Source organism: Sphingobacterium thalpophilum (assembly GCF_038396785.1).
GTDB lineage: Bacteria > Bacteroidota > Bacteroidia > Sphingobacteriales > Sphingobacteriaceae > Sphingobacterium > Sphingobacterium thalpophilum_A.
The window spans coordinates 2892898-2915775 of the sequence record NZ_CP151087.1; the positions used below are offsets into that span (position 1 = coordinate 2892898).

Genomic DNA, 22878 nt, shown 5'->3' on the forward strand with positions numbered 1-22878 from the left:
CTTACCTTACCTTACCTTACCTTACCTTACCTTACCTTACGTAAAACGAAACGATCGCACTATTTAATCTTATCCTAGGTCGCCAACAAAAAAGCCAGCACCTGTTTGACAGGTGCTGGCTCAATATGCGATTTAAAGCAAATTATTCAGCGATAACAGCAAATTCAGCTCCGGAAGCATAATCATCACCACGTTGGGAGTTAAGTCCTGTAAAGCGGATATAACGTCCTTTCACAGGCTTTTCGAATCGAACAGTTTTTAATTTTTTATTCCGTTCAAAAGATCCGGACATCACATCTTCCCAGTTCTTCCCATCTTTACTCACCTGGATCTTATAATCCTTGATATCACCATTCGGTCCATCCTGTCTTGGTAGAAAAGTGAAGCCCTTAATTGTTTTGCTACTTCCAGCATCAAAATCAACCCAATGTGGATACTGTGCTACGGTAACCGAATACATCGTGTGCCAAATCGAGGAAGGATCTCCATCCAATAGGTTCTTGGCATCCCCTTCACCAGTCTCCTGACTTGAAGCAAAAACAACCTCCATTGGAATGGTTTCGATTTTAGTGTATTGTTGTGTTACCTTCAATTTTTCATTTTGCTGATACCAAGCCGTTACTGTACCACCGGCGCGTAAGTCAAAAGGCGCTTTATAGACACTTGCCTTTGCATTGTTCAAACTGTATAATACGGTCTCATTTTTATTTCCCGATTGAATAGAAACTTCTCCATTTGAACTTCTTGCCAACGAAATGGGCGCGTCACCGGCAGTCGCTACCTGAGCCTTTGCTATCATATCATTGTTCTGAATCGGACGGATAATGAAACCGATAGCCGTTGGTACTGCTTTCACACGGTCCTTTTCTAACGGTGGCCCTTGTCCACAGCTATTACCACCAAGTCCTGTTACAGCTGCATCAAGATGCACGTGTACGCCCGAACTTTTTGGTAATTGATAAGAGTGCGGTGCAAAGGTCAACTCAAGCTCACTATAGTCCAAAGCGGATGTTGATAAATGCTCTTTCGCAATAAAAACAACTCCCTGTCCAGCATTATTTGTCAATGCTGTCCAACGCACATCCTCATTGTTACTCATATTTTGCGGATTAGGCCATGGCACAAACTGATCTTTTACAGTGCTTTTGTGCAATTCAATAAATTGTGCTGTCTTCCGATCAGCATAATTATTGATCGGTCCACGTCCATAATAACTATAATTGCCATACTCGGTCGGTAATTGCAAAGCATATCCCAATCGAGCTAATACAACACTTGCATTATTGGATGTAATACTCGACGACAATTCAATAGAGCCATCCTTATAAATTGTCCAGATCTGATTGCTTGTAAATTTAAAATCATCTTTGCCAAAAGGCTTATCCGTATGCTCTTTAAGCGTGTAGGTTCCCGAAGTTCCCCCCAACAAAGACGCGCCATATGGAGCTTGCGATTCAACCGTAAACGCCAATACAACTGTTCCATCTTTCTTGGTATAACTGTTTGAAGACAAAACCTTATGTTTAAGGTTATGTAATCCTTTTTCAAACCATTGTTGGTAAGCCCAGTTGTCATTGTCAACCGGAGCACGTAGTGCATCCAATTTTGGGCCTTCGCCATCGCGGATAACTTGTTTACCGGCATATGTTAGATTATATATCGAGCCTGTTTTATTGTCAAACTTCGCGATAAACTGATCTCCTTTCACCACCTGCAAATCACCTTCTTTGGAAAGCGACGGAGCCCCTCCTTGTGCAACAGCGGAAATCAACGGTTTATTTTCAGCCGCTTTGACAAACAGTTGTTCCTCCATTTGAACAAAACCTTTGGCCGCCCAAGGTCGATCTGTATTGAGAATAAACTGTACTTTTACAAAATACTCCGATCCCGCATCTAACTGCGCATAATTTAACGGCAATATAAGCTGCTTGCGTTGGCGCGCTGTCGGCAAATCAGCGGCACTGATTGTACCTGCACTATTTTTTACTTCTACCCCATCCTTATATAGCGACCATTGAACCTGATAATCGGATAGATCTTTAAAATAATTTTTATTGAAAAGCTCAATTTTCCCCTGTTGAATATCAACAGCCTTTACGCCCGCATTTTGGTACACTTTCTTGACCTCAAAATTCTGTGGTTTAGGTTTCATATCGGCAAAGATCAACCCATTATTGACAAAGGTTCCATCATTGGGTTTGTCTCCAAAGTCGCCGCCATAAGCGAGAAAGCGTTCGCCGGTCTTCTTATCGTAATAATACATGGCCTGATCAATCCAATCCCAAATGGCACCGCCCATAAAGAAGTTGGTCGATTCGATGGCTTCCCAATAATCAATTAGGTTACCAACGGCATTACCCATGGAATGTGAATACTCCGAGATATGAAATGGATATTTCAATTTGTAAGTGCCTTTTACAGCTCCTCTTACCCAGTCTATTGAGGGGTATTGATTGGAGCCCATATCAACGATTGTATTGTTACGCTCGTATTGAACAGGTCTTGACGTATCGATTTTCTTGATAGCCTGATAGGCGGCCACGAAATTATCACCCGGACCGGCTTCATTTCCTAAAGACCAGATAACCACTGCCGGATGGTTGATGGTCGAATGCACCATCTCGATATTACGGGCTACATGGGCATTTTTCCATTCAGGAACATGAGAAAGAGACTCTTTGCCATAATAATATTCATGGCTTTCGATATTGGCCTCATCCTCGAGATAAATTCCATATTTATCGCATAAATAATACCAATAAGCAGGTTCTGGATAATGCGAATTCCGGACATGGTTGATATTCGCCCGTTTCATTAATTTCACCTCAGCTTCCATCTGTTCTCTGGTCACTACTTTGCCATGTTCAGGATTGGTTTCATGACGGTTGACGCCTTTCAGTTTCACCGTCTTACCATTGACATAATAATAACGTCCGGCCAAGCCAAATTCATCATCCGCAGCCTTGGTATCTTTAATCTCAACCTTTCTAAATCCAACATAGGTAGAGATAGTCTCAACTGTTTTGTTCTTTTTATCCTTCAATTCAGCCACCAAAGTATACCGATAAGGTAATTCGGCAGACCATTTATCCGGATTTTTGACGTTCAACGTTGCGGCGACGCTATTAGAAACTTGACCATCCAGGGCTGGCACAGCTGATGAAGCTTCTGTCTGATCAACAAGGGTATTCTCGTCACTGTATAGCTTATTTTTATAAAGTGAATAAACTACTTTATACCCTTCAGCTTTCTTACTACCCAGATTGCGTACAGTACTCGTAATTTTCAACGAACCATTTTCGTAATTGCTGTCCAAGTCTGGAATGGCCGCTAAATCGCGAATCTGAACTTTTGGCGTTGAAGTAAGCGAAACATCCCGAAATATCCCGGGCAATCTAAACATATCCTGATCTTCCAAAAAGGAAGCGTCCGAACTCCGGTAAACTTCAACAGCCAACACATTTTCAGCACCTTTTTTTAAGTAAGGCGAGATATTGAAAGATGCGACGTTTCTGGAATTTTTTGAAAATCCGACATATTTGCCATTTATCCACAGGTAGAAAAAGGAGTCTACACCATCAAAATTGATAAATACCTCACGACCGTCCCAATGAGTAGGTACTGTAAAGTTACGTCGGTACGATCCCACTTCATTACGGTAGACATAAGTTGTCCAATCTTGGGCCGGCGTCCGCATAACTCCACCGCGCCAATCATCGACCTTTACTTGATGATGAAAGATCACACGTTGATTGGTATAAATAGGTACACCATATTTTAAGCTTCCATCCTTCTGTATACCATAAATATTCCAGCTCATAGGGACTGGAACAGATTCCCAGGCACCCACATTATAATTCGGATCATAAAAGTCCTTTGGTCGCTCTTCCGGGGTCTTTACCCAGTTAAACTTCCAGGATCCATTGAGCGAAAGCCAATAGTTACTATGCTCGGGAAGTACTTTTCGCGCACTTTCTACGTTCTGAAAGGAGAAGAACGACGCATGCGGCAACTCCTTATTAAGTGATAATAATTGAGGCGATTCCCATTCATTCCCTTTTGGAGCCGTTGTGGCTCCATACTGGAAACCGTCGATAGATGACGTAATCGTTTGCCCTATCGTGACGGTAGTGTCCAGCGACAGCAATGAGGCTAGAATCGTTGAAAAAATAACAGAGTTTCTTAACATAATGTAATTAAGCAATTTAGTCCAGGAAACCAAATGTAACTTCATTTTGTAGTAATAACAAGCAGATTATTAAAGCACTCGATTGCGAAACTTTTTCGATACAAAAAAGATCATATCGAACTTTAAAATTGTTCTATAGGTTCTCCATTTGAGGATCGTACATAAAACAATGTAAAAATGTAAAAACGTAAAAAATTGACCCGGCGAAAAATAACGATGTCCTCCCAAAAGAAGCTGATTCCAATAAAAAACAAATGCTTTCGGTTTCAAGGAATAAGCCTTATTTTTGGGGATAGATTTCACTTTAAACAAATAAAAGTTTACGTTTGAAAATATTTCGAAGAATTTTATTTTTCAAAGGGTTACAATTTAAGCATTAAGGTATTAATAGGTGAGTAAATTCAGTAAATCAATCCTGCTAGAAAATGATGAGCAAATCATTGAAGGCATCAAAGACGGCAACAGCTTGGCGATAGATGCTATCTACAAGCGGTACTATCCGTCTATAAGCCATATGATCTTGCAAAACAATGGAAGTGAGGATGAAGCGAAAGATATTTTTCAAGAAGCTGTCATTGTGCTCTACGATAAAGTTTCCAAAGGGAACTTTGAGCTCAGCAGCAAACTTAAAACATATCTTTACTCGATTTGCAGAAGGCTTTGGCTTAAGCAACTCAATCGTGCTGGTTTTGGCAACAGTGACATTAGCGGTTATGAAGATTCCTTATTTGAGGAAGAAGATCTACAACAGCATCAAGAACTTGAAAAGAAGTTCGACCAAATGGAACTTGCCTTAGAGAAAATGGGAGAACCTTGTAAGACAATCTTACATGATTTCTACATCTTAAACCATTCGATGCAGGACATCTGTGATAAATTTGGTTATACCAATACAGATAATGCCAAGACTCAGAAGTATAAATGCCTACAACGGCTGAAAAAAATATTTTTTTCAACAGATTAAAATTAGTGTAACACCATGGGAACAATGAATCAAAAAGAATTTTTCGAATTAGCAGACCAGTATCTTCGCGACGAATTATCGGCCGAAGAAAAAGCTGCATTTGAATCTTTTTGTGCTGATCAGCCCTCCTATGCTGCCCAATTACAACAACACTGCGCATTTGTTGCCAATATGAAAGAAACCAGTCAACGGCTGGATTTCAAAAATGCTTTAGCACAATCAGCAAAAGAATACCATAAAACCCAAAACAAACCCGCAAAGGTAGTTCCTATAAAACAATCAGCGGTAATTTCACTTTGGGAACGCATCAAAGCAAGTTCTTTAGTGGCTGCAATGGTAGCGGTATTTGCAGTATTTGGCACATTATGGCTGAGCGGTTATTACAGCAACCTCGAGAAAGCATCTTCCGATTACAGTGCATTACGTAGAGACATGAACAATGTCAAAAAGAACGTCAACGCACACAACGCTGCTATCAGGGATATCAATGACAAAAAATTTGTAAAAGGTACCGAAAGCCAGTTTGGTGCAACAGGATTTATGTTGACGACAGATGGCTATGTCGTCACCAATTACCATGTCATTAGCGGGGCTGATTCGATCTATTTACAAAATAGTAAAGGCGAATCGTATAAAGCACAAATCGTACACACCGATCCAAGCAAAGACTTGGCTATCTTATACATCGCAGATAAGACCTTTAAGAAAGCTAAAAGCTTACCTTACACGTTCAAAACGTCGACTTCAGATCTTGGTGAAGATATTTATACGATCGGGTTTCCTCGGGACGAAGCAGTATATGGTCAGGGATACCTAAGTTCATCAACAGGTTATGCCGGTGATACCATCGCTTATCAGATCTCCGTACCTGTCAATCCAGGTAACAGTGGCGGTCCGGTATTGGATAGCAGAGGTAATGTGATTGGTATTATTTCCGGAAAACAACGTGGCATAGATGGTGCCGCCTTTGCAATCAAAACGAAATCAATCTTGAACGCCTTAGCGGACATACCAAGTGATTCACTGGTTACCGGTCTTAAGATCAACAAAAAGAATAGCTTGGCAGGTTTACCAAGAACAGAACAAATCAAGAAAATGCAAGACTATATCTACATGGTTAAAGTCTATTAGGAGGCATTTAGAACTTATAAAAAAGGCAACGTTTTTCAACGTTGCCTTTTTTTGTTCTTTAATTCCAAGGGCTTACTCCCTATAGATTAGGCTGTGGCGTCGTTCTCAAATACGGTTTGATCTCTTTGAAGCCTTTTGGAAATTTAGCAGGAATATCTTCTGTCTTGATCGCTGGCACAACAATAACATCTTCACCATGCTTCCAGTCAGCGGGCGTAGCGACTTGATAATCGGCAGTTAACTGTAAAGAATCAATGACCCGTAAAATTTCATCAAAATTACGACCTGTTGATGCTGGATAGGTCAGCGTCAATTTGATCTTTTTGTCAGGACCGATAATAAATACGGAACGTACGGTCGCTGTTGCGGAAGCATTTGGGTGGATCATATCGTACAATTCGGATACATGATGATCTTCATCAGCAATAACCGGAAAATTCACTTCGGTATTTTGCGTTTCATTGATATCCTTAATCCAATTCAAGTGATCGTTTACATTATCGACGCTTAGCGCAATGGCCTTCACACCCCTCTTGTCAAATTCAGATTTCAATTTTGCCGTACGGCCCAACTCTGTAGTACATACCGGCGTATAATCTGACGGGTGCGAAAAGAAAACGACCCAGCTATCTTTGATATAATCGTGAAAGTCTATTTCACCAATGGTTGTTTGCGCTTTGAAATTTGGCGCTTCATCCCCTAATCTTAAACTCATAATCTTATTTTTTAAATGTGTTTAAATTATATAGTCTACAAATATAGTAGATTAAATTTAGCAAACAAGTAATTCTTCAATTTTTTAAATTGAAATGAAAAAACTAAACTTAATCCAATTGAAAGTAGGGATTTTACAATTATAAACAAAATGAAAACCAACATGCCCCTTGCTACTTGTCCGCCCTACCCTGGCCATTACTTTCCAAAATGCTTATAATGATTAGCTCAAGTAGTTTAAAAAGTAATTTGCTATATTACTATGCTTGCATAATATATATTTTGTATATTTGAGTATGTTGGTACACCGAGCTCATAAAATGATTGTGAGTTGGGAGGAAACTTTTTGACAGCAAACCTTATTATATAGACGTTATCGGCTTGGTAACTGATGAACCAAAAAACTGAAATGCCATGAATTTTGAATTAAGCGAAGAGCATAAAATGATCCGCGACGCAGCGCGGGAATTTGCCCAGGAGCTAAAGGCTGGGGCAATCGAGCGCGATGAAGCCGCAAAATTTCCAACAGATTTTGTCAAGCAAATGGGCGAACTAGGGTTTATGGGTATCATGACCCCCGAAGCTTATGGCGGAGCTGGAATGGATACGTTGGCCTATGTTCTTGTGCTCGAAGAAATTGCCAAAATTGATGCCTCAGCGGCCGTTATCGTATCCGCCCACAATTCCCTGGTATTATATGGACTCAATGCTTATGGTACAGAGGAACAAAAACAAAAGTACCTGATTCCTTTAGCGAAAGGTGAAAAACTTGGTGCTTTTGCGTTGTCAGAACCTGAAGCTGGTTCGGACGCCTCCTCACAGCATACCACCGCCGAAGATAAAGGGGATCACTATCTCCTAAATGGTACAAAAAATTGGATCACCAATGGTGGCCATGCCGATATCTATCTTGTCATTGCACAGACACACCCTGAAAAAGGTCACAAAGGAATCAATGTATTGATCGTTGAAAAAGGGCTGCCGGGATTTACTATAGGTCCCAAAGAAAACAAATTGGGTATCCGTAGTTCCGATACCCATTCACTTCTATTTTCTGACGTTCAGGTTCCCAAGGAAAACCGTATCGGAGAAGATGGCTTCGGATTTAAATTTGCGATGAAAACACTCGATGGCGGTCGCATTGGGATTGCGGCACAGGCCTTAGGAATTGCTGCGGGTGCCTATGACCTTGCTTTGGCTTACTCAAAAGAACGAAAGACCTTTGGAAAACCGATTTCGGACCATCAGGCCATACAGTTTAAATTGGCCGACATGGAAGTTGATATCGAGGCGGCTCGACTTTTGACGTATAAAGCTGCCTGGACGAAAGACCAGGGGCTTCCTTACGGTAAAGAAGCTGCCATGGCCAAACTGCATGCGTCTGAAGTTGCCATGAAACACACTGTCGAAGCTGTACAGATCCACGGTGGCTACGGTTACGTAAAAGAATATCATGTCGAAAGGTTAATGCGCGACGCAAAAATCACGCAAATATATGAGGGAACTTCTGAGATCCAACGTCTGGTGATTGCCCGTGAGATCCTTCGCTAAGCTGTCCGTCATGCAATGAACCCAAAAAGTTAAACACTTTTTTAGGGCTTTGCATGACGGATAGCTTTATTAATCTAAAGACTCTTCAATTTGTTATCGATCATAGCAAGATATTGATAATCCTGAAAGGCAAAGCTCGCCGTTTCAGCCATCGCCAGATTCAAAATAAACTTTGCTTTACGAAGTAAATTCTCCTGATTGCCATCTGTAGCATTCAACCCATCAAATAACAACGTTAAAGCCAATGGATGTAGTTGCTGAATTTGAAGATCTGTTTTGAGATATGCCGAAAGTTCATTTTCGGAGAGATTTAAAAAATAGGTCCTACTCTTTTCGAAGAATTTCTCATAAGCATCTTCAAACACTGCTGGATCAGTCGGCTCCGTAAAAGCATCATGCCCTTCTGTCCATATGCGAAGAAATTTACCAATTTCTTCGATCCAATTCATCAATACATCTTTCTTAAAACTTAATCCCATGATCTATGCTTATCTGATCTGTCCATTTCCACGGACAATCCACTTCTCTGTTACCAATTTTTCCAATGCAAATGGTCCACGGGCATGTAACTTTTGGGTCGAGATACCTATTTCTGCACCCAGACCAAACTCACCTCCGTCCGTAAAACGTGTAGATGCATTGGCATATACCGCGGCAGCATCCACTGTATTCAAAAATTGTTCAATATGGAGTTCACTGGAAGAAACAATACATTCCGAATGTTTGGAAGAATATTTTGCGATATGCTCCAAAGCTTCGTCCAAACTGGTGACCGTCTTTATTGAACACTTCAAATCTAAAAATTCTCTTCCAAAATCCGCTTCTTCTGCGCGCTTTAAATTTGAAAAATTTTGACCCTGTAATACCTCATAAGCTGTAGGGTCCGCGAAGACTTCCACCTGAGCATCTTCAAAATAAGTTTTCAATTTCGTTAGGAACTCGGCAGCAACAGCACGATCGACCAAAACAGTATCTAAAGAATTACACACCGATGGCCTGGAAATTTTAGCATTGGCAACAATTTTCGCTGCCATATCCAAATCTGCTATACGGTCCACATAAGTATGGCATACTCCTGCTCCAGTTTCAATAACTGGTACTTTAGCGTGTTCCCTGACATAATCGATCAGCGACTGTGAACCCCGTGGTATGATAATATCCACGAATTGGGTAGCTTCCAATAATTCCGAAACATGCTTCCTATCAACAGGCAACAGTTGCACAATAGTTGTTGCAATACCATACTGCTCTAAGACAGCATGGATCACTTTCAACAACGCCTCGTTGGTGTGTAACGCGTCCGAACCACCGCGCAATAGACAAACGTTACCCGACTGAATACACAATGCAGCAACGTCTATCGTCACATTAGGTCGCGATTCGTAGATGACCCCAACGACTCCGAGTGGAACCGTAATTTTCTCGATCTCCAATCCATTTGGCAATATCTTTTTTAGTAATAACTGATCTGTTGGATCCGCCAACTGAGCGATCTGCTTAACACTGTCAGCCAAACCTTTTAGACGATCGCTATTGAGCAAAAGACGATCCTTTTTGGGGTCGTCATCAGCCATACGATCCAAATCAATCTTATTGGCTTTTAATACATCAGTAGTATGTGCGATAAGACCTTCTGCGATGGCATTTAAAATAGTTATTTTGGTATCAGGAGCCAGTTGTTGCAAAATTTGTTTTGCTTTGGCCGCCGCCTGAAGTTGGTTTAAGATGGATTCACTCATAATAATACAATATCATTTGCATGTGCAATTTCTACATTTTTTTTACTGGTCTGGGACAAAGCGGATGAATCCATCTTCGCGCGGGCAACGGCAACAGTTAAGCCTTCTAGATTGACAATATTTAACACTTCTCCTTTTTCAAAATGCTCGACGATACGGGTTACCCCCACAGCGAGTAAACTTTTGTGCTTCAATAATGCTTCCTCCGCTCCACGATCAACCATCAATTCCCCTTTTATTAAACTTCCACTCGCGAGCCATTTCTTGCGGGAAGAGATCTTCTTACTTTGAGCCAGACACAATGTGCCAGTCTCGTGCTTAACCGCTTTTTGTATCGCCTCCTCGGTTTGCATACTAAAAATCACCACAGCAATCCCCATTTGATTGGCCAATCGGGCAAAGTTCAATTTCGAGGTCATTCCCCCTAATCCTACGGAAGATTTATCCTTCCTTGCCAGCCCTAAAATATCCCGGTCAATTGTTTCAATTTGCGGTATAATCTTGTTGTTTGCATCCAACACACCAGGAACGGAAGTGCTAAACAGTAATTTTTCGGCACCAAAACCAACAGCAATCAAGGTTGCCAGCTCATCATTATCTGAAAACTTCAGTTCTTTATTACTCACCACATCATTTTCATTTGCGATTGGAATAACATTGTTCCGCCACAATTCCTCATACGTATTTTTCAATTGTAGAAATTGATCCCGATTGGAAAAGTGATGTCGCTCACATAAACTCTGCGCCAATGAAATTTTAAACGGTCGGAAATAAGTAGAATACGTATTAATCAATATAGGGTTCCCAATTGCAGCAGCTGCTTTGCGTTCGGATAGCGTTCCTGTGTAGCTGGGCAGAAAACGTTTACCGGCAGCAACAGCACCTGAAGAGACCAAGACGATATTGTATTTCTTTTGTAAGGAAGCAATTTGCCTAGCGATCTCCAAAACAATACGTTCATCAACTTCTCCCTCTTTCGTGGTAATAGAAGCCGATCCAAATTTGACAACGAGAATTGGCTTTTTCATTTTTTAGTATGTTTTAGTTTAGATTTGAGCACTAATTTACTGAGAAGAATTTGATTTACGCAAAATATGTTAACAATTGAACAATATAGTTCAATCGTTAACCTTAGGAAGTACGGCCCAATCTATTAGGTCCAGGAGCATTCGTGTACCCGGCGTTTATCCCGTAGGAAATTTTACTTTGGCAGAATGCTGCGGAAAGCACAAAAAACAGTATTATGCTGTAGATTAAATGTTTCATATGTAGCCAATTTATTTACAATTGCTACAAATATGGACGGTGGAATCTTAATTTATACGCTATTTAGCGTCGTTTAACAAATCTTAAATTGATTAACAATAACTAAAACCGACTTCCTTTACGAAGGGAATCGCTCTTCATAGAGCTTCTCCAAGGAGAACATTTCATCACGATATTTCGCTGCTTCCAAGAAATCCATTTCTTTCGCTGATTTATCCATTTTCTTCCGTACGTTATCGATCGCTTTCTTCAGATCCTTCTCACTGAGATACTGCATCACTGGATCAGCTGCAATGGCCTGCGACGGATCAGGTTCAACATAAATTTTAGGTTCAATACCCGAGAAATCAGCAACAGAAGTCTGCTCTAAGATCTCTTCTCTTGTTTTGCCCACAGTACGCGGTGTAATGCCATGTTCCAAGTTATATTTCATCTGCTTGTCTCGGCGACGATTGGTTTCATCTATTGTGACACGCATGCTATCCGTCATTTTATCCGCATACATAATAACCCGACCTTTATCATTCCGGGCCGCGCGACCAATCGTCTGAATAAGCGATCGTTCGGAACGCAGAAAGCCCTCCTTATCCGCATCGAGAATAGCAACAAGCGTGACCTCCGGCAAATCAAGCCCCTCACGAAGTAAATTCACCCCGACCAGGATATCAAATTCACCCAAGCGGAGCCCCCGCAAGATTTCAACCCGCTCCAAGGTTTTAATTTCAGAGTGGATATAACGGACTTTTAAGTTCAGCTTGGTCATATATTTGGAAAGTTCTTCAGCCATGCGTTTGGTCAATGTAGTAGCCAAAACACGTCCTCCCTCTTTAATGGTCTTATCGACTTCTTCCAAGAAATCATCGACCTGATTAATCGCTGGTCGTACTTCAATAATTGGATCCAGAAGTCCTGTTGGGCGAATGACCTGCTCAACGACAACACCTTCGGTCTGCTGCAGTTCGTAATCGCCCGGAGTCGCCGATACATAAATCGTCTGATTTGTCAAGGATTCAAACTCCGGAAAGTTTAAAGGTCTATTATCCAAAGCCGCGGGCAACCTAAACCCATGTTCTACCAAGGAAACTTTTCGCGATCGGTCACCTCCATACATCGCACGTAATTGTGGTAAGGTCACGTGACTCTCATCAATGACCAGCAGGTAATCTTCCGGAAAATAATCCAGCAAACAGAACGGACGCATCCCCGGTTGTCTACCATCAAAAAAGCGGGAATAATTTTCAATCCCCGAACAATAGCCCAGTTCACGCATCATTTCCAGATCATAATTGACGCGCTCCTCTAAACGCTTCGCCTCCAGCATTAAGCCCTCGTCTTCCAGTTGCGTTTTCCGTTGCATCAATTCATCTTGGATAGCCCAGATCGATTCTTTGAATTTTTCTTTCGGTGTAACGAAGAGATTTGCTGGAAAAAGAGCAAGATCTTCCATCTTGTTGAGCGTTTTCCCTGAAATGGGATCGATCTCACTCAGTTCATCAATTTCATCCCCAAAGAATGAAATCCGAATAGCATTATCCAAGTATGCCGGAAACACGTCCACTGTATCACCTTTAACCCGAAAGGTACCCCGTTTAAACTCTGTGGTCGTTCGCGAATATAAAATCTCCACCAGCTTATGCAGGAAAGCGTTTCTAGTGACAGTCATACCGACCCCAAAACGAAAGATAGACCGGGAGAAATCTTCCGGATTTCCCATACCGTAGATACAGGATACCGAAGAGACGACAACGATATCACGCCGTCCCGACATCAATGACGACGTGGTTGCCAAACGCAGCTTTTCGATTTCCTCGTTAATCGCCAAATCCTTCTCGATGTAGGTATTCGTCGAAGCAATAAAAGCTTCGGGTTGATAATAATCGTAATAAGACACAAAATAGTTGACCGAGTTATTGGGAAAGAACTGTTTGAATTCACCGTACAACTGAGCCGCCAAAGTTTTATTGTGGCTTAAAATCAATGTCGGCTTTTGGGTTTCCTGAATCACATTAGCCACAGTAAAGGTCTTACCCGAACCTGTCACCCCCAAAAGCGTCTGGTATTGCTCTGCCTGCTCTACCCCTGCTACCAACTGCTTAATTGCTTCTGGCTGATCGCCTGTGGGTTTGTACTCCGATGTCAATTCAAATTTCATATATTTCCTGTGTCTTTAAGAAAACCATTCAGGCCTTTTCCAGCAAACATTGCACCACGAATTGCTTGAGCCCTAAGCTCAAAAACAGTTTTTGTAATCCGATGGTTTCAATCTGCTTCAAGACGATTTGTTGACCTGTGGTCCAGGCCATATCCTGCTATGTTCTTACACAAATTTACTAAAAATTTTACCATTTTAGCGCAAACTATAATAATACCATAGATGTTATTACTTTCAATTGATTATTTATTATCTTTAGCTTAACTGAACTAGCACACACGCCATGGTCACTATTCTATCTACCCAAAATAGCATTGCAAATCATTTTATTGCCGAACTGAGAGATATCACGATTCAACAGGATCGCATGCGCTTTCGTCGGAATCTGGAACGATTAGGTGAAATTTTCGCTTATGAAATCAGCAAGACGATGGCTTATAAACCTGTTGAAGTTGAAACTCCGTTAGGTGTGGCCAAAACCCATCTCTTGATGGAACAACCCGTACTCGCTACAATTCTGAGAGCGGGGCTTCCCTTTCATCAGGGACTTTTAAATGTATTTGATCATGCCGACAATACCTTCATTGCGGCCTATCGGCATACCAAAAAGAGCGGTGAGTTTGAAATTCATAAAGAATATGTTAATACACCAAACTTAGATAATCGTACAGTAATCATTGTAGACCCCATGTTGGCCACAGGAAAGAGCCTTGTATTATGCTGTAAGGATCTCCTGGCCGAATATGACATCAAGGAATTACATATTGTTGCAGCCATTGCATCCGAGGAAGGACTGAATCACGTTCAGGCTTTTGTACCTACGGCACACATCTGGGTAGGTGACGTCGACCACGAACTGACCTCAAAAGCTTATATTGTACCTGGACTCGGTGATGCCGGAGACCTGGCCTACGGTGTAAAACATCATTAATGTGGATAAATTATTTAAAACTAAATTAACACTTAGCTCATTGAAATTCAGTAAATTTATGTCAATGATGAAGTTTAATTTTTTTATATCTAATCTATATCGCTATGAGATGGCAAAAATACAATGGCGAATCCATTCGCTCCACGATTTTCGATGCTGTTGAGGAAGTCATTAAACGAGAAGATGCCCTAGGGAATAAGCTCAAGGTTTATATAGGCACCGATTCCCAAGTCAAGAGAGGCATCATCGACTTCGCTACAGTCATCGTCTTTCTCCGGGAACATAAAGGTGGATTTATGTTTATCCAACGGGACAAAAGGCATCACCGAATGAGCATTAAAGAAAGGATGCTGCTCGAAGTCCAAAAATCCATCGATATAGCCTATCAACTCTGCCCCCTCCTCGAAAAACACAAAGTAGACCTCGAAGTCCACGCCGACATCAACACCAATCCAAATTTCCAGTCAAATGTTGCCCTGAAAGAAGCCATGGGCTATATTATGGGTATGGGATTTGTTTTTAAGGCCAAGCCCGAATCTTTTGCCAGTACCAATTGTGCGAATAAACAGGTTCAATAATTGACTATAGGGCAGACTTTGTATATTTAGGGTGTAATTTTTAATACACCACATGCAGGATTTTTTTCAGCAGATTGCACGTCAATTTGCCCAGACCTCTTGGCTCGAATGGTTAGGTACGCTGACAGGCTTTCTTTGTGTCTATTTGGCCGCTAAGCAAAATATATGGAACTGGCCAATCAGTATCATCAGCGTAGCGTCCTACGCGATTCTGTTTTATAATGCCAAACTGTACGGAGATACTGTACTACAGTTCTACTTCCTGTCCACAGCTGTGTACGGTTGGTATTATTGGATAAGACGAAAAGAAGAAAAAAAGAAACCTATCGTCAAAACCAGCAAGGGACAATTGCTCCTTTGCCTCCTGGCAATCCTGATCCTAACGCTATCAATCGGTTATCTCCTCGATAGCAAGACAAATTCCGATGTCCCTTATATTGACGCATTCTGCACCTCCGTAAGTTTTATTGCTCAATTTCTGATGACGCGCAAAGTGCTTCAAAATTGGCTCTTATGGGTATTTGTGGATATTTGTTATATCCCGCTCTATATACACAAAGACCTTATGCTGACCGCAGTACTCTACCTTGTTTTCACGCTCATCGCTTGGAATGGCTATCGCGATTGGCAGAAAACCTATAAAAATTTTGCGTAATATTGCCTATCAAAACGATCGATGTGGAAAAAGATTTCATAAAAATTGCCGTTGTTGGCCCCGAGTCCACCGGAAAATCAACGATGGCACAATTTCTTGCCAAGGAATTTCAGACGGTATGCGTACCCGAGTATTCACGTTATTATTGCCAAAGCCTCAACAATAAATATACCCTGCAGGACGAAGTCAATATGTTTTATGGACAGGTAGCCCTAGAGGAAGCCCTGACCCCTTTAGCGCAAGACCAGCTCCTCATCTGTGACACCACCTTTCTTACGGTAAAAATTTGGTCAGATCATCTTTTCGGTCATACGCCGCAGGAAGTCACCGATAAAATTCAACAACATGTTTATGATCTCTATCTGCTGATGGATATCGATCTACCTTGGCAGGATGATCCACTACGGGATTTTCCCGAACACCGCGAACACTTCATGGAGATCTGGAAAAGCGAATTGAACGCCATTAATGCGAATTACCGTCTTATTTCCGGGCTCGGCGACCAACGTCTTGAAAATGGACTTCATGCGGTAAAAGATTTTCTGACATTGATTTGAGACAAGTGTCTTGACGAAGCAGCCTTTTACAGCTATATTTGTAAGCATAAAGTATAGCTGTTGTTTATACGGACTAAGAATACTTGCCCAGCGACAGAAAGCTTTATAGAAACAATTAAAATAGAATATTAACATTTTACTTAAGAAATAATGTATCCAGAATATTTAGTAACTCCAATGCGTCAAGAGTTAGTTGATGCAGGATTCGAAGAATTAAAAACTCCTGAAGCAGTTGATCAGGCTATCGCATCAGAAGGAACTGTCTTTGTGGTTGTAAACTCTGTTTGTGGTTGCGCTGCAGCAAATGCACGCCCAGCTGCAAAAGCTGCTGTAAAAAATGAAAAACACCCAGCTAAATTGGTCACTGTTTTCGCAGGTATGGAAACTGATGCTGTAAACACTGCACGTAACTACATGTTGCCTTATCCGCCATCTTCACCAGCAATGGCTTTATTTAAAGACGGAAAATTGGTACACATGATTGAAAGACATATGATTGAAGGTCGCCCGGCACAAATGATTGCTGACAATTTAGTTGCAGCATTTGACGAGTACTGTTAATCACGTATTTTGATTTTTGAATTAAAAAGGCTGTCCAAGTTATTTGGATAGCCTTTTTGCATTTGGATAATCCGTATTCGCATTACTTTTCCTTCAGGTTGCCTTTCACTACTTTACTGATGATCTCCTGTCCCAATAATACGCGACAATTCAGCGTAGGTACTTCACGTAAAGCAATTCGATAAGTCAAAACCCCGAGTCCGCATCTCCAATAGATCTAGCCCCAAGCCTAGTTTCCGTTTATTCAAAGCTTTTTGCTATTTTTAGGTTATGAAAACCTTCCCAATCATCATTTTTTTGTTCTGCTTGACCATCATTTCATGTTCACCACAAACGAAAGTGGATCTCATTGTTTATCATGCGCAAGTATATACTGTAGATTCAGCTTTTAGTACGGCACAGGCTTTTGCTGTCAAAGACGGTAAATTTATTGCCATCGGTTCCGATGAAGAAATACAGCGGAAGTACAAAGCAATAGAAAAAATTGATGCGCAGGGGAAGGCCATTTATCCGGGATTCTACGATGCTCATGCCCATTTATTTGACGAGGCCGAACTAATGGATCAAGTCGACCTAAACGGTAGCGATTCTTTCGAGGAGGTTATTCAACGTGTCAAAAACTACCAGCAAAAAAATCCGGACAAAACTTGGCTGATCGGTGGTGGCTGGGACCAAAATCGCTGGAAAGATAAAACTTTCCCAACCAAGGACCTACTCGACAAAGCTTTCCCAGATATCCCCGTCTACCTCATGCGTGTAGATTATCATGCGGCGGTAGCCAACTCCAAAGCGCTAGAATGGGCCAAATTAACCAGTATTCCCACGATTCGTGGCGGTGTGGTCGGCGGGAATAATAATATCCCCAATGGCCTCTTGATCGACAATGCAATGGATCTTGTCAATAAGACAATCCCGGTTCCGAGTGAGAAAGATTACTTAAGAATGCTCAAGCGAACGCAAGACTCCCTCCTTTCCGTCGGTCTAACCACTATTGTAGACGCAGGTTTATCAAAAGAAAGACTCGATCTCCTAAAAAAATACTATCGCGAAGGACAGTTGAAAATTAGAGATTATGCCATGATCCTCGGCAATCCCCAAAACATAAAGTCATTTATCGAACAGGGTTTCTATGAAACGGACCGTTTCGAGATCAAAGGATTTAAACTGCTCGCCGATGGTGCATTGGGATCTCGTGGCGCATGCCTCCTCGCACATTACCATGATGCCCCCACCCACGGCTTTCTCCTCCATAGCCCCCGGGAATACGAAGCCATGATCAAACAGATTGCCGAAAGTAAGTTTCAGGCAAATACCCATGCAATAGGCGATTCGGCCAATCGTATTATTCTGGATATCTATGGCAAATACCTCCACAATAATGGCGACCGTAGATGGCGCATCGAGCACGCCCAAATTATATCGCCTACAGATTTTGACAAGTTTCGAAAGTATCAAATCATACCATCTGTACAACCTACACACGCAACCTCCGATATGTACTGGGCCAAAGATCGACTTGGTGAAGAACGTATGAAAGGCGCTTACGCTTATAAGCGTCTGTTGGCAGAATATGGCAAACTCGCTTTGGGGAGTGACTTTCCGGTTGAACATTTTAACCCCATATATGGTTTCCACGCCGCTGTAGCACGTGTCGACAAAAAAGGCTATCCTAACCACGGGTTTCAGATGCAAGATGCCATAAGCCGTGAAGATGCCTTAAAAGGAATGACGATCTGGGCGGCATATTCTTGTTTTCAGGAGAAAAAACGAGGAAGTATCGAAGTGGGAAAAGATGCCGATTTTGTTATCCTCGAAAAGGATATCTTGAAAATTCCAAATGAGCAACTGCGAAATGTAAAAACAGAACGGACAGTAATTGCAGGTGAGACCCTGTTTAAAAGATAACAAGAACTGATATGCCTAGCCATACCCAATAAACTTATACCGCTAACGAAACAAGATAGCTAACAAAAGTATTGCTAACAAGTCAAACCTTTCTTAACCTGCATTAGCATAACCCTAGGGAGGATAATAACGAAAAGTTCAAATAAATTTTTAGAATTACGAATGTTTCGTATATTTACGATATAAACATATATTTATGAAATATTCATTATCAATCCTACTGTCTGTGGCCACGCAGCTATTATTTGCACAAGAGCGTACTCCTGCCATCGCTAAAGTACATTACGAATTCAAACATGTCAATGACAGTACCCAACGGGACCAATTTTTACGCGATGAAACAGTGGTTTACCTGAATCAGCAGGGCAGCTACTATACGTCATATTCATCCAAACGCATGCAGGAAGAGGTCAAAAAACAGATGGAAGATCCCGCATTTTCCGGCAATCTAACCCTTACTACGCGCTCCTCGCCCTCATCATCATCTTATCTAATCAACCCCGATCAAAATAAAATAACTGAGGTAATATCCGTTGCTAGTGACCATTTCTCCATTACTTCACCATATCCCACACAGGATTGGGAAATCTTGGGAGATCGTAAAGAAATCGGTGGTTACAATTGCCAAAATGCAAAGGCAACATTCAAAGGCCGCACTTATATCGCCTGGTTTACAACCGAACTTCCGTTTTCCTATGGTCCCTGGAAACTCCATGGTCTACCCGGACTTATCCTTGACGCACGGGACACAAAAAATGAAGTGATTTTCGCTTACGCCGGATTCGATAAAATTGAAGATGGAAAAACATTTGTCGAACTACCACAAAATACCATCGCAAGTACGGCAGATGAAGTAAAGAAAATTCAGGAAGCCTTTAAGGCCAATCCTCAAGCCTACATGCAAGCGCAATCCGGAAAGAATAGAGCCATCAATGTAGGCTCAAACGGAAACATCGTTGCCGTTCGATCCGGTAATTCAGGTGGAAGCTCCCCTATTGGTGCTTTGGATCCATCCAAAATAAAAAGTTTCAATATTTCAAGAGACGATAAATACAAACCTTCGAAGGTTACCAATAATCCGATAGAGCTGACGCCTTAATGAAAGTATTTCTATGTTTATTTATAGTCGTTTTGCTTGGGCAAATAACCTTTGCCCAGCAAACGATTAGTGGAACGGTCCAAGTGGATAAGACACAGCATCCCGTACCCTTTGCCAGTGTCAACATCCTTTCAGACGGTAAAATCATCGCTTTCAAGCCGACAGATAAAGATGGGCGTTTCACAATCACATTGACAAAGGAATATGCGAGCCTTTACCTGCAGATCAATCACCTTACTTACGAAAAATTTGAACTCAAACTTGGCACACAGACATCCAATCTTCGGATCGCCCTCGTTCCAAAAACCAATCTGCTACAAGACGTCATTGTAAAGAGCAAACCTAAAGTGAGCCGTTCAAATGATACGATTTCCTACGACGTCGGATCTTTTGCCAAAGAGGAGGATCGCAATATAGGCGACGTAATCAAACGCCTTCCGGGCATGGAAGTTACCGAATCGGGGCTTATAAAATACCAGGATAAAACCGTTTCTAAACTTTACATTGACGGTGACGATCTGTTGGAAAATCGCTATGGTGTAGGTACACGGACAATCCCGCATAAAATGGTAAAGGACATTCAGGTGCTCGACAATCACGAACATTATAAGGTCCTTAAAAATAAAAGATTTACAGACGACGTCGCCATCAATCTCGTTATCAAAGAGGAAGCCAAGCTGAAGCTCACTGGACAGGCCAAAATTGGCGTCGGCACCCCCAATCTCTATGATCCTGAATTGAATTCAATCCTATTCAACAAGAAAGTAAAGATGCTGAATGTTCTCAACGGGAATAATACAGGTCATGATCTTTCCGGAGATATTATTGGAGCCAATCAATCCTCTTTACTGGCCAAGTTCAGCAGCTCGACTATCAACAATCTCCTGGCGACGAGCACAACAGGCAGTCCAAATATTCCTAAAAACAATTATTACTTCAACAATACCGGTTCACTGAACACCAATAACCTATACAATCTCAAGAATCTCTGGCAGCTAAAATCCAATATTCAGGTTTTATACGACAACGATAGGCAAAATAATGCCTCAAACACGCAATACCTGCTCGATGATGGTGACGTTTATTTTAATGAGCAAAATCACATGAAAACAGCGCGTTGGCTTGGCGCAGCCAGACTTTCGGCATCTACCAATACGGAAAAGAAATATGCGAGCAATACTTTATCATTTGAATATGAAAAAAAAGATATTACAGCATTGCTGGCAAACTCCTCAGGGCAGATCGAGCAGTTCCAAAAACACCACATCAAGGGATTCAGCAACTTGTTCAGCTATATACCCCAACTTAAAAACAATGACATTATTGCAATCAACTGGTCTTTAAATTATGGCAATAAACCGCAGACATTACAGATCTATCCCGGTGTTCTTCCAGAAATACTCAACGATAGCATTCCCTATAAAAGCAGCCGCCAGCAAATCGAAGTTCCTTCCTTTTTTACGGAGATCAGTACAGGTTATCGCTTCAATAAAGGCAGAATCAAACAATATTATCAAATTGGCTTCAATACAGATCGTCAACATTTCAACTCACTCCTTACCATAGTAGATAATGAGCAACGTGTTCGAACATTGGGCGATAATACCCGTAATAATCTGTATTGGAGCAGATCCCAAGCGTTTATTACACCGCAATATTCCTGGAAAACAAATCGATTTGAAACCCAGCTCGAGATCCCGATCACCTATTTGTTTACGCATTATGAAGATGTCAGCCATCAACTGGCCACGTCCAAAAATTCCATGCTGATCAATCCTAATTTAAAAGCAAGATGGCAGATTTCACAAGAAGACTATCTTCAATTTAACTATCAATTTGCGCAGGATATAGGCAATATTGAAGATATATACCGTGGTGCCGTATTACGGAACTATAGAATGCTTAGCCAAAATAATGCAGCGCTAAATGAATCCAAAAAACATACGTTTAATCTCAATTATAATTTGGCCCGCACCCTAAAAGTATTATTTGCAAATGCAGGTATTAGCTATACAAGATCGCTTTCCAACACGATGTTATCGTCCGTTATAAAAAATAATATCACCGAAAACATATTGGTCAATATGGATAACCTGCAAGATCGATGGTCATCTCAGATCGGATTTGATAAATACATCTTCCCTTTGGCAAGTACCCTCAAACTAAAAGGAAGCATTTCTTACTTCAAATACAATCAATTGTTAAACAATGCGCTAGTGCCTACTCGAAGTATGAGCTATCTATTTCAGCCCAGTATTGAAGCTAAGGTATTTAAATCTTATAATATTTCCTATTCAGGACTATTCAATTGGAGCCGGAGCAAACAACAGGGCCTTGACAATGCGATCCAAAACAAAACTACCACCATGATGCATAACATAGGCTTTCCAGCCAGTCCCTTTAAAAATGGCTTTATGCGGCTAAACCTACGTAATCTTTCCACCTTTCAAACAAACATGAAGAATGCAAGTTATACCTTCATCGACTTTTTTACGCGCTATAAGATCAACAAGTGGAAAATGGATATCGAATTGGAAATGAATAATTTGGTCAATATCAAAAACTATCGCACCTACCTGATGACGGCCAATATGATTTCACAGAATGAATTTGAACTTCGCGGGAGAACAATTTTACTTCGTACAGTTTTCAACCTTTAAGACTCGAACCATCGGAAAGAAACAATTACGTTTTCTAGTGCTCGTCTATTGTTGTGCCCATAGACCAATCTCTTCCAATTGAAATCTCGCTATTTTAGCAGATTATCGATGATGAACAAGAGTAATAAGTTTTTCAACCCCTAGAGGCAAACCGTTTCATTTAAAAAAAAATAGAAAAAAGAAGCCTGAGCAAAAAAATCACCCAGGCTTCTTTTTATATCTTGCG

17 protein-coding genes are annotated in these 22878 nt (G+C 41.2%); 11 read left to right on the forward strand and 6 right to left on the reverse strand.

Going from position 1 to position 22878, the window contains the following annotated elements; translation table 11 throughout:
* Positions 1-142: 142 nt before the first annotated feature.
* Positions 143-4234 carry a glycoside hydrolase family 2 TIM barrel-domain containing protein gene (locus AACH28_RS12800; RefSeq protein WP_341830671.1) on the reverse strand — a complete coding sequence of 1364 codons (4092 nt, stop codon included), beginning with the start codon at positions 4232-4234 and terminating at the stop codon, positions 143-145.
* A gap of 346 nt (positions 4235-4580) precedes the next feature.
* Between AACH28_RS12800 and AACH28_RS12805 the strand changes: the two genes are divergently transcribed.
* Positions 4581-5153, forward strand: coding sequence for a sigma-70 family RNA polymerase sigma factor (locus tag AACH28_RS12805; protein WP_341830672.1), 573 nt, complete (start codon positions 4581-4583; stop codon positions 5151-5153).
* 24 nt (positions 5154-5177) lie between these two features.
* Complete coding sequence (locus AACH28_RS12810; protein WP_341830673.1) at positions 5178-6284, forward strand: serine protease; 1107 nt, start codon at positions 5178-5180, stop codon at positions 6282-6284.
* A gap of 79 nt (positions 6285-6363) precedes the next feature.
* Here AACH28_RS12810 and AACH28_RS12815 read toward each other — a convergent pair whose 3' ends face one another.
* Positions 6364-6999 (reverse strand): peroxiredoxin, encoded by a 636-nt coding sequence (locus AACH28_RS12815; RefSeq protein ID WP_070563280.1) that lies wholly within the window; start codon positions 6997-6999, stop codon positions 6364-6366.
* 413 nt (positions 7000-7412) lie between these two features.
* On the opposite strand from AACH28_RS12815, the gene AACH28_RS12820 reads away from it, so the two are divergent.
* Positions 7413-8549 (forward strand): acyl-CoA dehydrogenase, encoded by a 1137-nt coding sequence (locus tag AACH28_RS12820; RefSeq protein ID WP_046672309.1) that lies wholly within the window; start codon positions 7413-7415, stop codon positions 8547-8549.
* Positions 8550-8623: 74 nt separating this feature from the next.
* Here AACH28_RS12820 and AACH28_RS12825 read toward each other — a convergent pair whose 3' ends face one another.
* From AACH28_RS12825 to uvrB, 4 genes are all read right to left on the reverse strand, one after another.
* A complete protein-coding gene (locus tag AACH28_RS12825) occupies positions 8624-9028 on the reverse strand; it encodes a hypothetical protein (RefSeq protein WP_046672308.1) in 405 nt (134 codons plus the stop codon).
* 9 nt (positions 9029-9037) lie between these two features.
* The gene (locus AACH28_RS12830) at positions 9038-10288 is read right to left on the reverse strand and encodes a glutamate-5-semialdehyde dehydrogenase (RefSeq protein ID WP_341830674.1); all 1251 of its coding nucleotides are present in this window, start codon (positions 10286-10288) and stop codon (positions 9038-9040) included.
* Entirely contained in the window at positions 10285-11316 is a 1032-nt protein-coding gene (gene proB, locus AACH28_RS12835; protein ID WP_046672306.1) for a glutamate 5-kinase, read from the reverse strand. The genes AACH28_RS12830 and proB overlap by 4 nt, the downstream gene beginning before the upstream one ends.
* Before the next feature lie 356 nt (positions 11317-11672).
* Positions 11673-13706, reverse strand: coding sequence for an excinuclease ABC subunit UvrB (gene uvrB / locus AACH28_RS12840; protein WP_070563271.1), 2034 nt, complete (start codon positions 13704-13706; stop codon positions 11673-11675).
* 283 nt (positions 13707-13989) lie between these two features.
* On the opposite strand from uvrB, the gene upp reads away from it, so the two are divergent.
* From upp to AACH28_RS12880, 8 genes are all read left to right on the forward strand, one after another.
* Entirely contained in the window at positions 13990-14637 is a 648-nt protein-coding gene (upp, locus tag AACH28_RS12845; RefSeq protein WP_046672304.1) for a uracil phosphoribosyltransferase, read from the forward strand.
* Positions 14638-14741: 104 nt separating this feature from the next.
* A complete protein-coding gene (locus AACH28_RS12850) occupies positions 14742-15215 on the forward strand; it encodes a ribonuclease H-like YkuK family protein (protein ID WP_046672303.1) in 474 nt (157 codons plus the stop codon).
* A gap of 52 nt (positions 15216-15267) precedes the next feature.
* Positions 15268-15870 (forward strand): nicotinamide riboside transporter PnuC, encoded by a 603-nt coding sequence (gene pnuC, locus AACH28_RS12855; protein ID WP_341830675.1) that lies wholly within the window; start codon positions 15268-15270, stop codon positions 15868-15870.
* 23 nt (positions 15871-15893) lie between these two features.
* Positions 15894-16427 carry an ATP-binding protein gene (locus AACH28_RS12860; protein ID WP_341830676.1) on the forward strand — a complete coding sequence of 178 codons (534 nt, stop codon included), beginning with the start codon at positions 15894-15896 and terminating at the stop codon, positions 16425-16427.
* A gap of 150 nt (positions 16428-16577) precedes the next feature.
* The gene (locus AACH28_RS12865) at positions 16578-16988 is read left to right on the forward strand and encodes a BrxA/BrxB family bacilliredoxin (RefSeq protein WP_070563263.1); all 411 of its coding nucleotides are present in this window, start codon (positions 16578-16580) and stop codon (positions 16986-16988) included.
* 270 nt (positions 16989-17258) lie between these two features.
* Positions 17259-18893, forward strand: coding sequence for an amidohydrolase (locus AACH28_RS12870; protein WP_341830677.1), 1635 nt, complete (start codon positions 17259-17261; stop codon positions 18891-18893).
* Between the two features lie 196 nt (positions 18894-19089).
* Positions 19090-19992, forward strand: coding sequence for a GLPGLI family protein (locus tag AACH28_RS12875; protein ID WP_070563257.1), 903 nt, complete (start codon positions 19090-19092; stop codon positions 19990-19992).
* Positions 19992-22652: a hypothetical protein gene (locus tag AACH28_RS12880; protein ID WP_341830678.1), complete on the forward strand. Its 2661-nt coding sequence runs from the start codon at positions 19992-19994 to the stop codon at positions 22650-22652. The genes AACH28_RS12875 and AACH28_RS12880 overlap by 1 nt, the downstream gene beginning before the upstream one ends.
* Positions 22653-22878: the final 226 nt, after the last annotated feature.

What these genes read in the sequence shown, in the direction of transcription:
- AACH28_RS12800 (WP_341830671.1), bottom strand. Translation starts at nt 4,234, where the DNA reads ATGAAGTTACATTTGGTTTCCTGGACTAAATTGCTTAATTACATTATG.
- AACH28_RS12810 (WP_341830673.1), top strand. Translation starts at nt 5,178, where the DNA reads ATGAATCAAAAAGAATTTTTCGAATTAGCAGACCAGTATCTTCGCGAC.
- AACH28_RS12815 (WP_070563280.1), bottom strand. Translation starts at nt 6,999, where the DNA reads ATGAGTTTAAGATTAGGGGATGAAGCGCCAAATTTCAAAGCGCAAACA.
- AACH28_RS12820 (WP_046672309.1), top strand. Translation starts at nt 7,413, where the DNA reads ATGAATTTTGAATTAAGCGAAGAGCATAAAATGATCCGCGACGCAGCG.
- AACH28_RS12825 (WP_046672308.1), bottom strand. Translation starts at nt 9,028, where the DNA reads ATGGGATTAAGTTTTAAGAAAGATGTATTGATGAATTGGATCGAAGAA.
- AACH28_RS12830 (WP_341830674.1), bottom strand. Translation starts at nt 10,288, where the DNA reads ATGAGTGAATCCATCTTAAACCAACTTCAGGCGGCGGCCAAAGCAAAA.
- proB (WP_046672306.1), bottom strand. Translation starts at nt 11,316, where the DNA reads ATGAAAAAGCCAATTCTCGTTGTCAAATTTGGATCGGCTTCTATTACC.
- uvrB (WP_070563271.1), bottom strand. Translation starts at nt 13,706, where the DNA reads ATGAAATTTGAATTGACATCGGAGTACAAACCCACAGGCGATCAGCCA.
- upp (WP_046672304.1), top strand. Translation starts at nt 13,990, where the DNA reads ATGGTCACTATTCTATCTACCCAAAATAGCATTGCAAATCATTTTATT.
- AACH28_RS12850 (WP_046672303.1), top strand. Translation starts at nt 14,742, where the DNA reads ATGAGATGGCAAAAATACAATGGCGAATCCATTCGCTCCACGATTTTC.
- pnuC (WP_341830675.1), top strand. Translation starts at nt 15,268, where the DNA reads ATGCAGGATTTTTTTCAGCAGATTGCACGTCAATTTGCCCAGACCTCT.
- AACH28_RS12865 (WP_070563263.1), top strand. Translation starts at nt 16,578, where the DNA reads ATGTATCCAGAATATTTAGTAACTCCAATGCGTCAAGAGTTAGTTGAT.
- AACH28_RS12870 (WP_341830677.1), top strand. Translation starts at nt 17,259, where the DNA reads ATGAAAACCTTCCCAATCATCATTTTTTTGTTCTGCTTGACCATCATT.
- AACH28_RS12875 (WP_070563257.1), top strand. Translation starts at nt 19,090, where the DNA reads ATGAAATATTCATTATCAATCCTACTGTCTGTGGCCACGCAGCTATTA.
- AACH28_RS12880 (WP_341830678.1), top strand. Translation starts at nt 19,992, where the DNA reads ATGAAAGTATTTCTATGTTTATTTATAGTCGTTTTGCTTGGGCAAATA.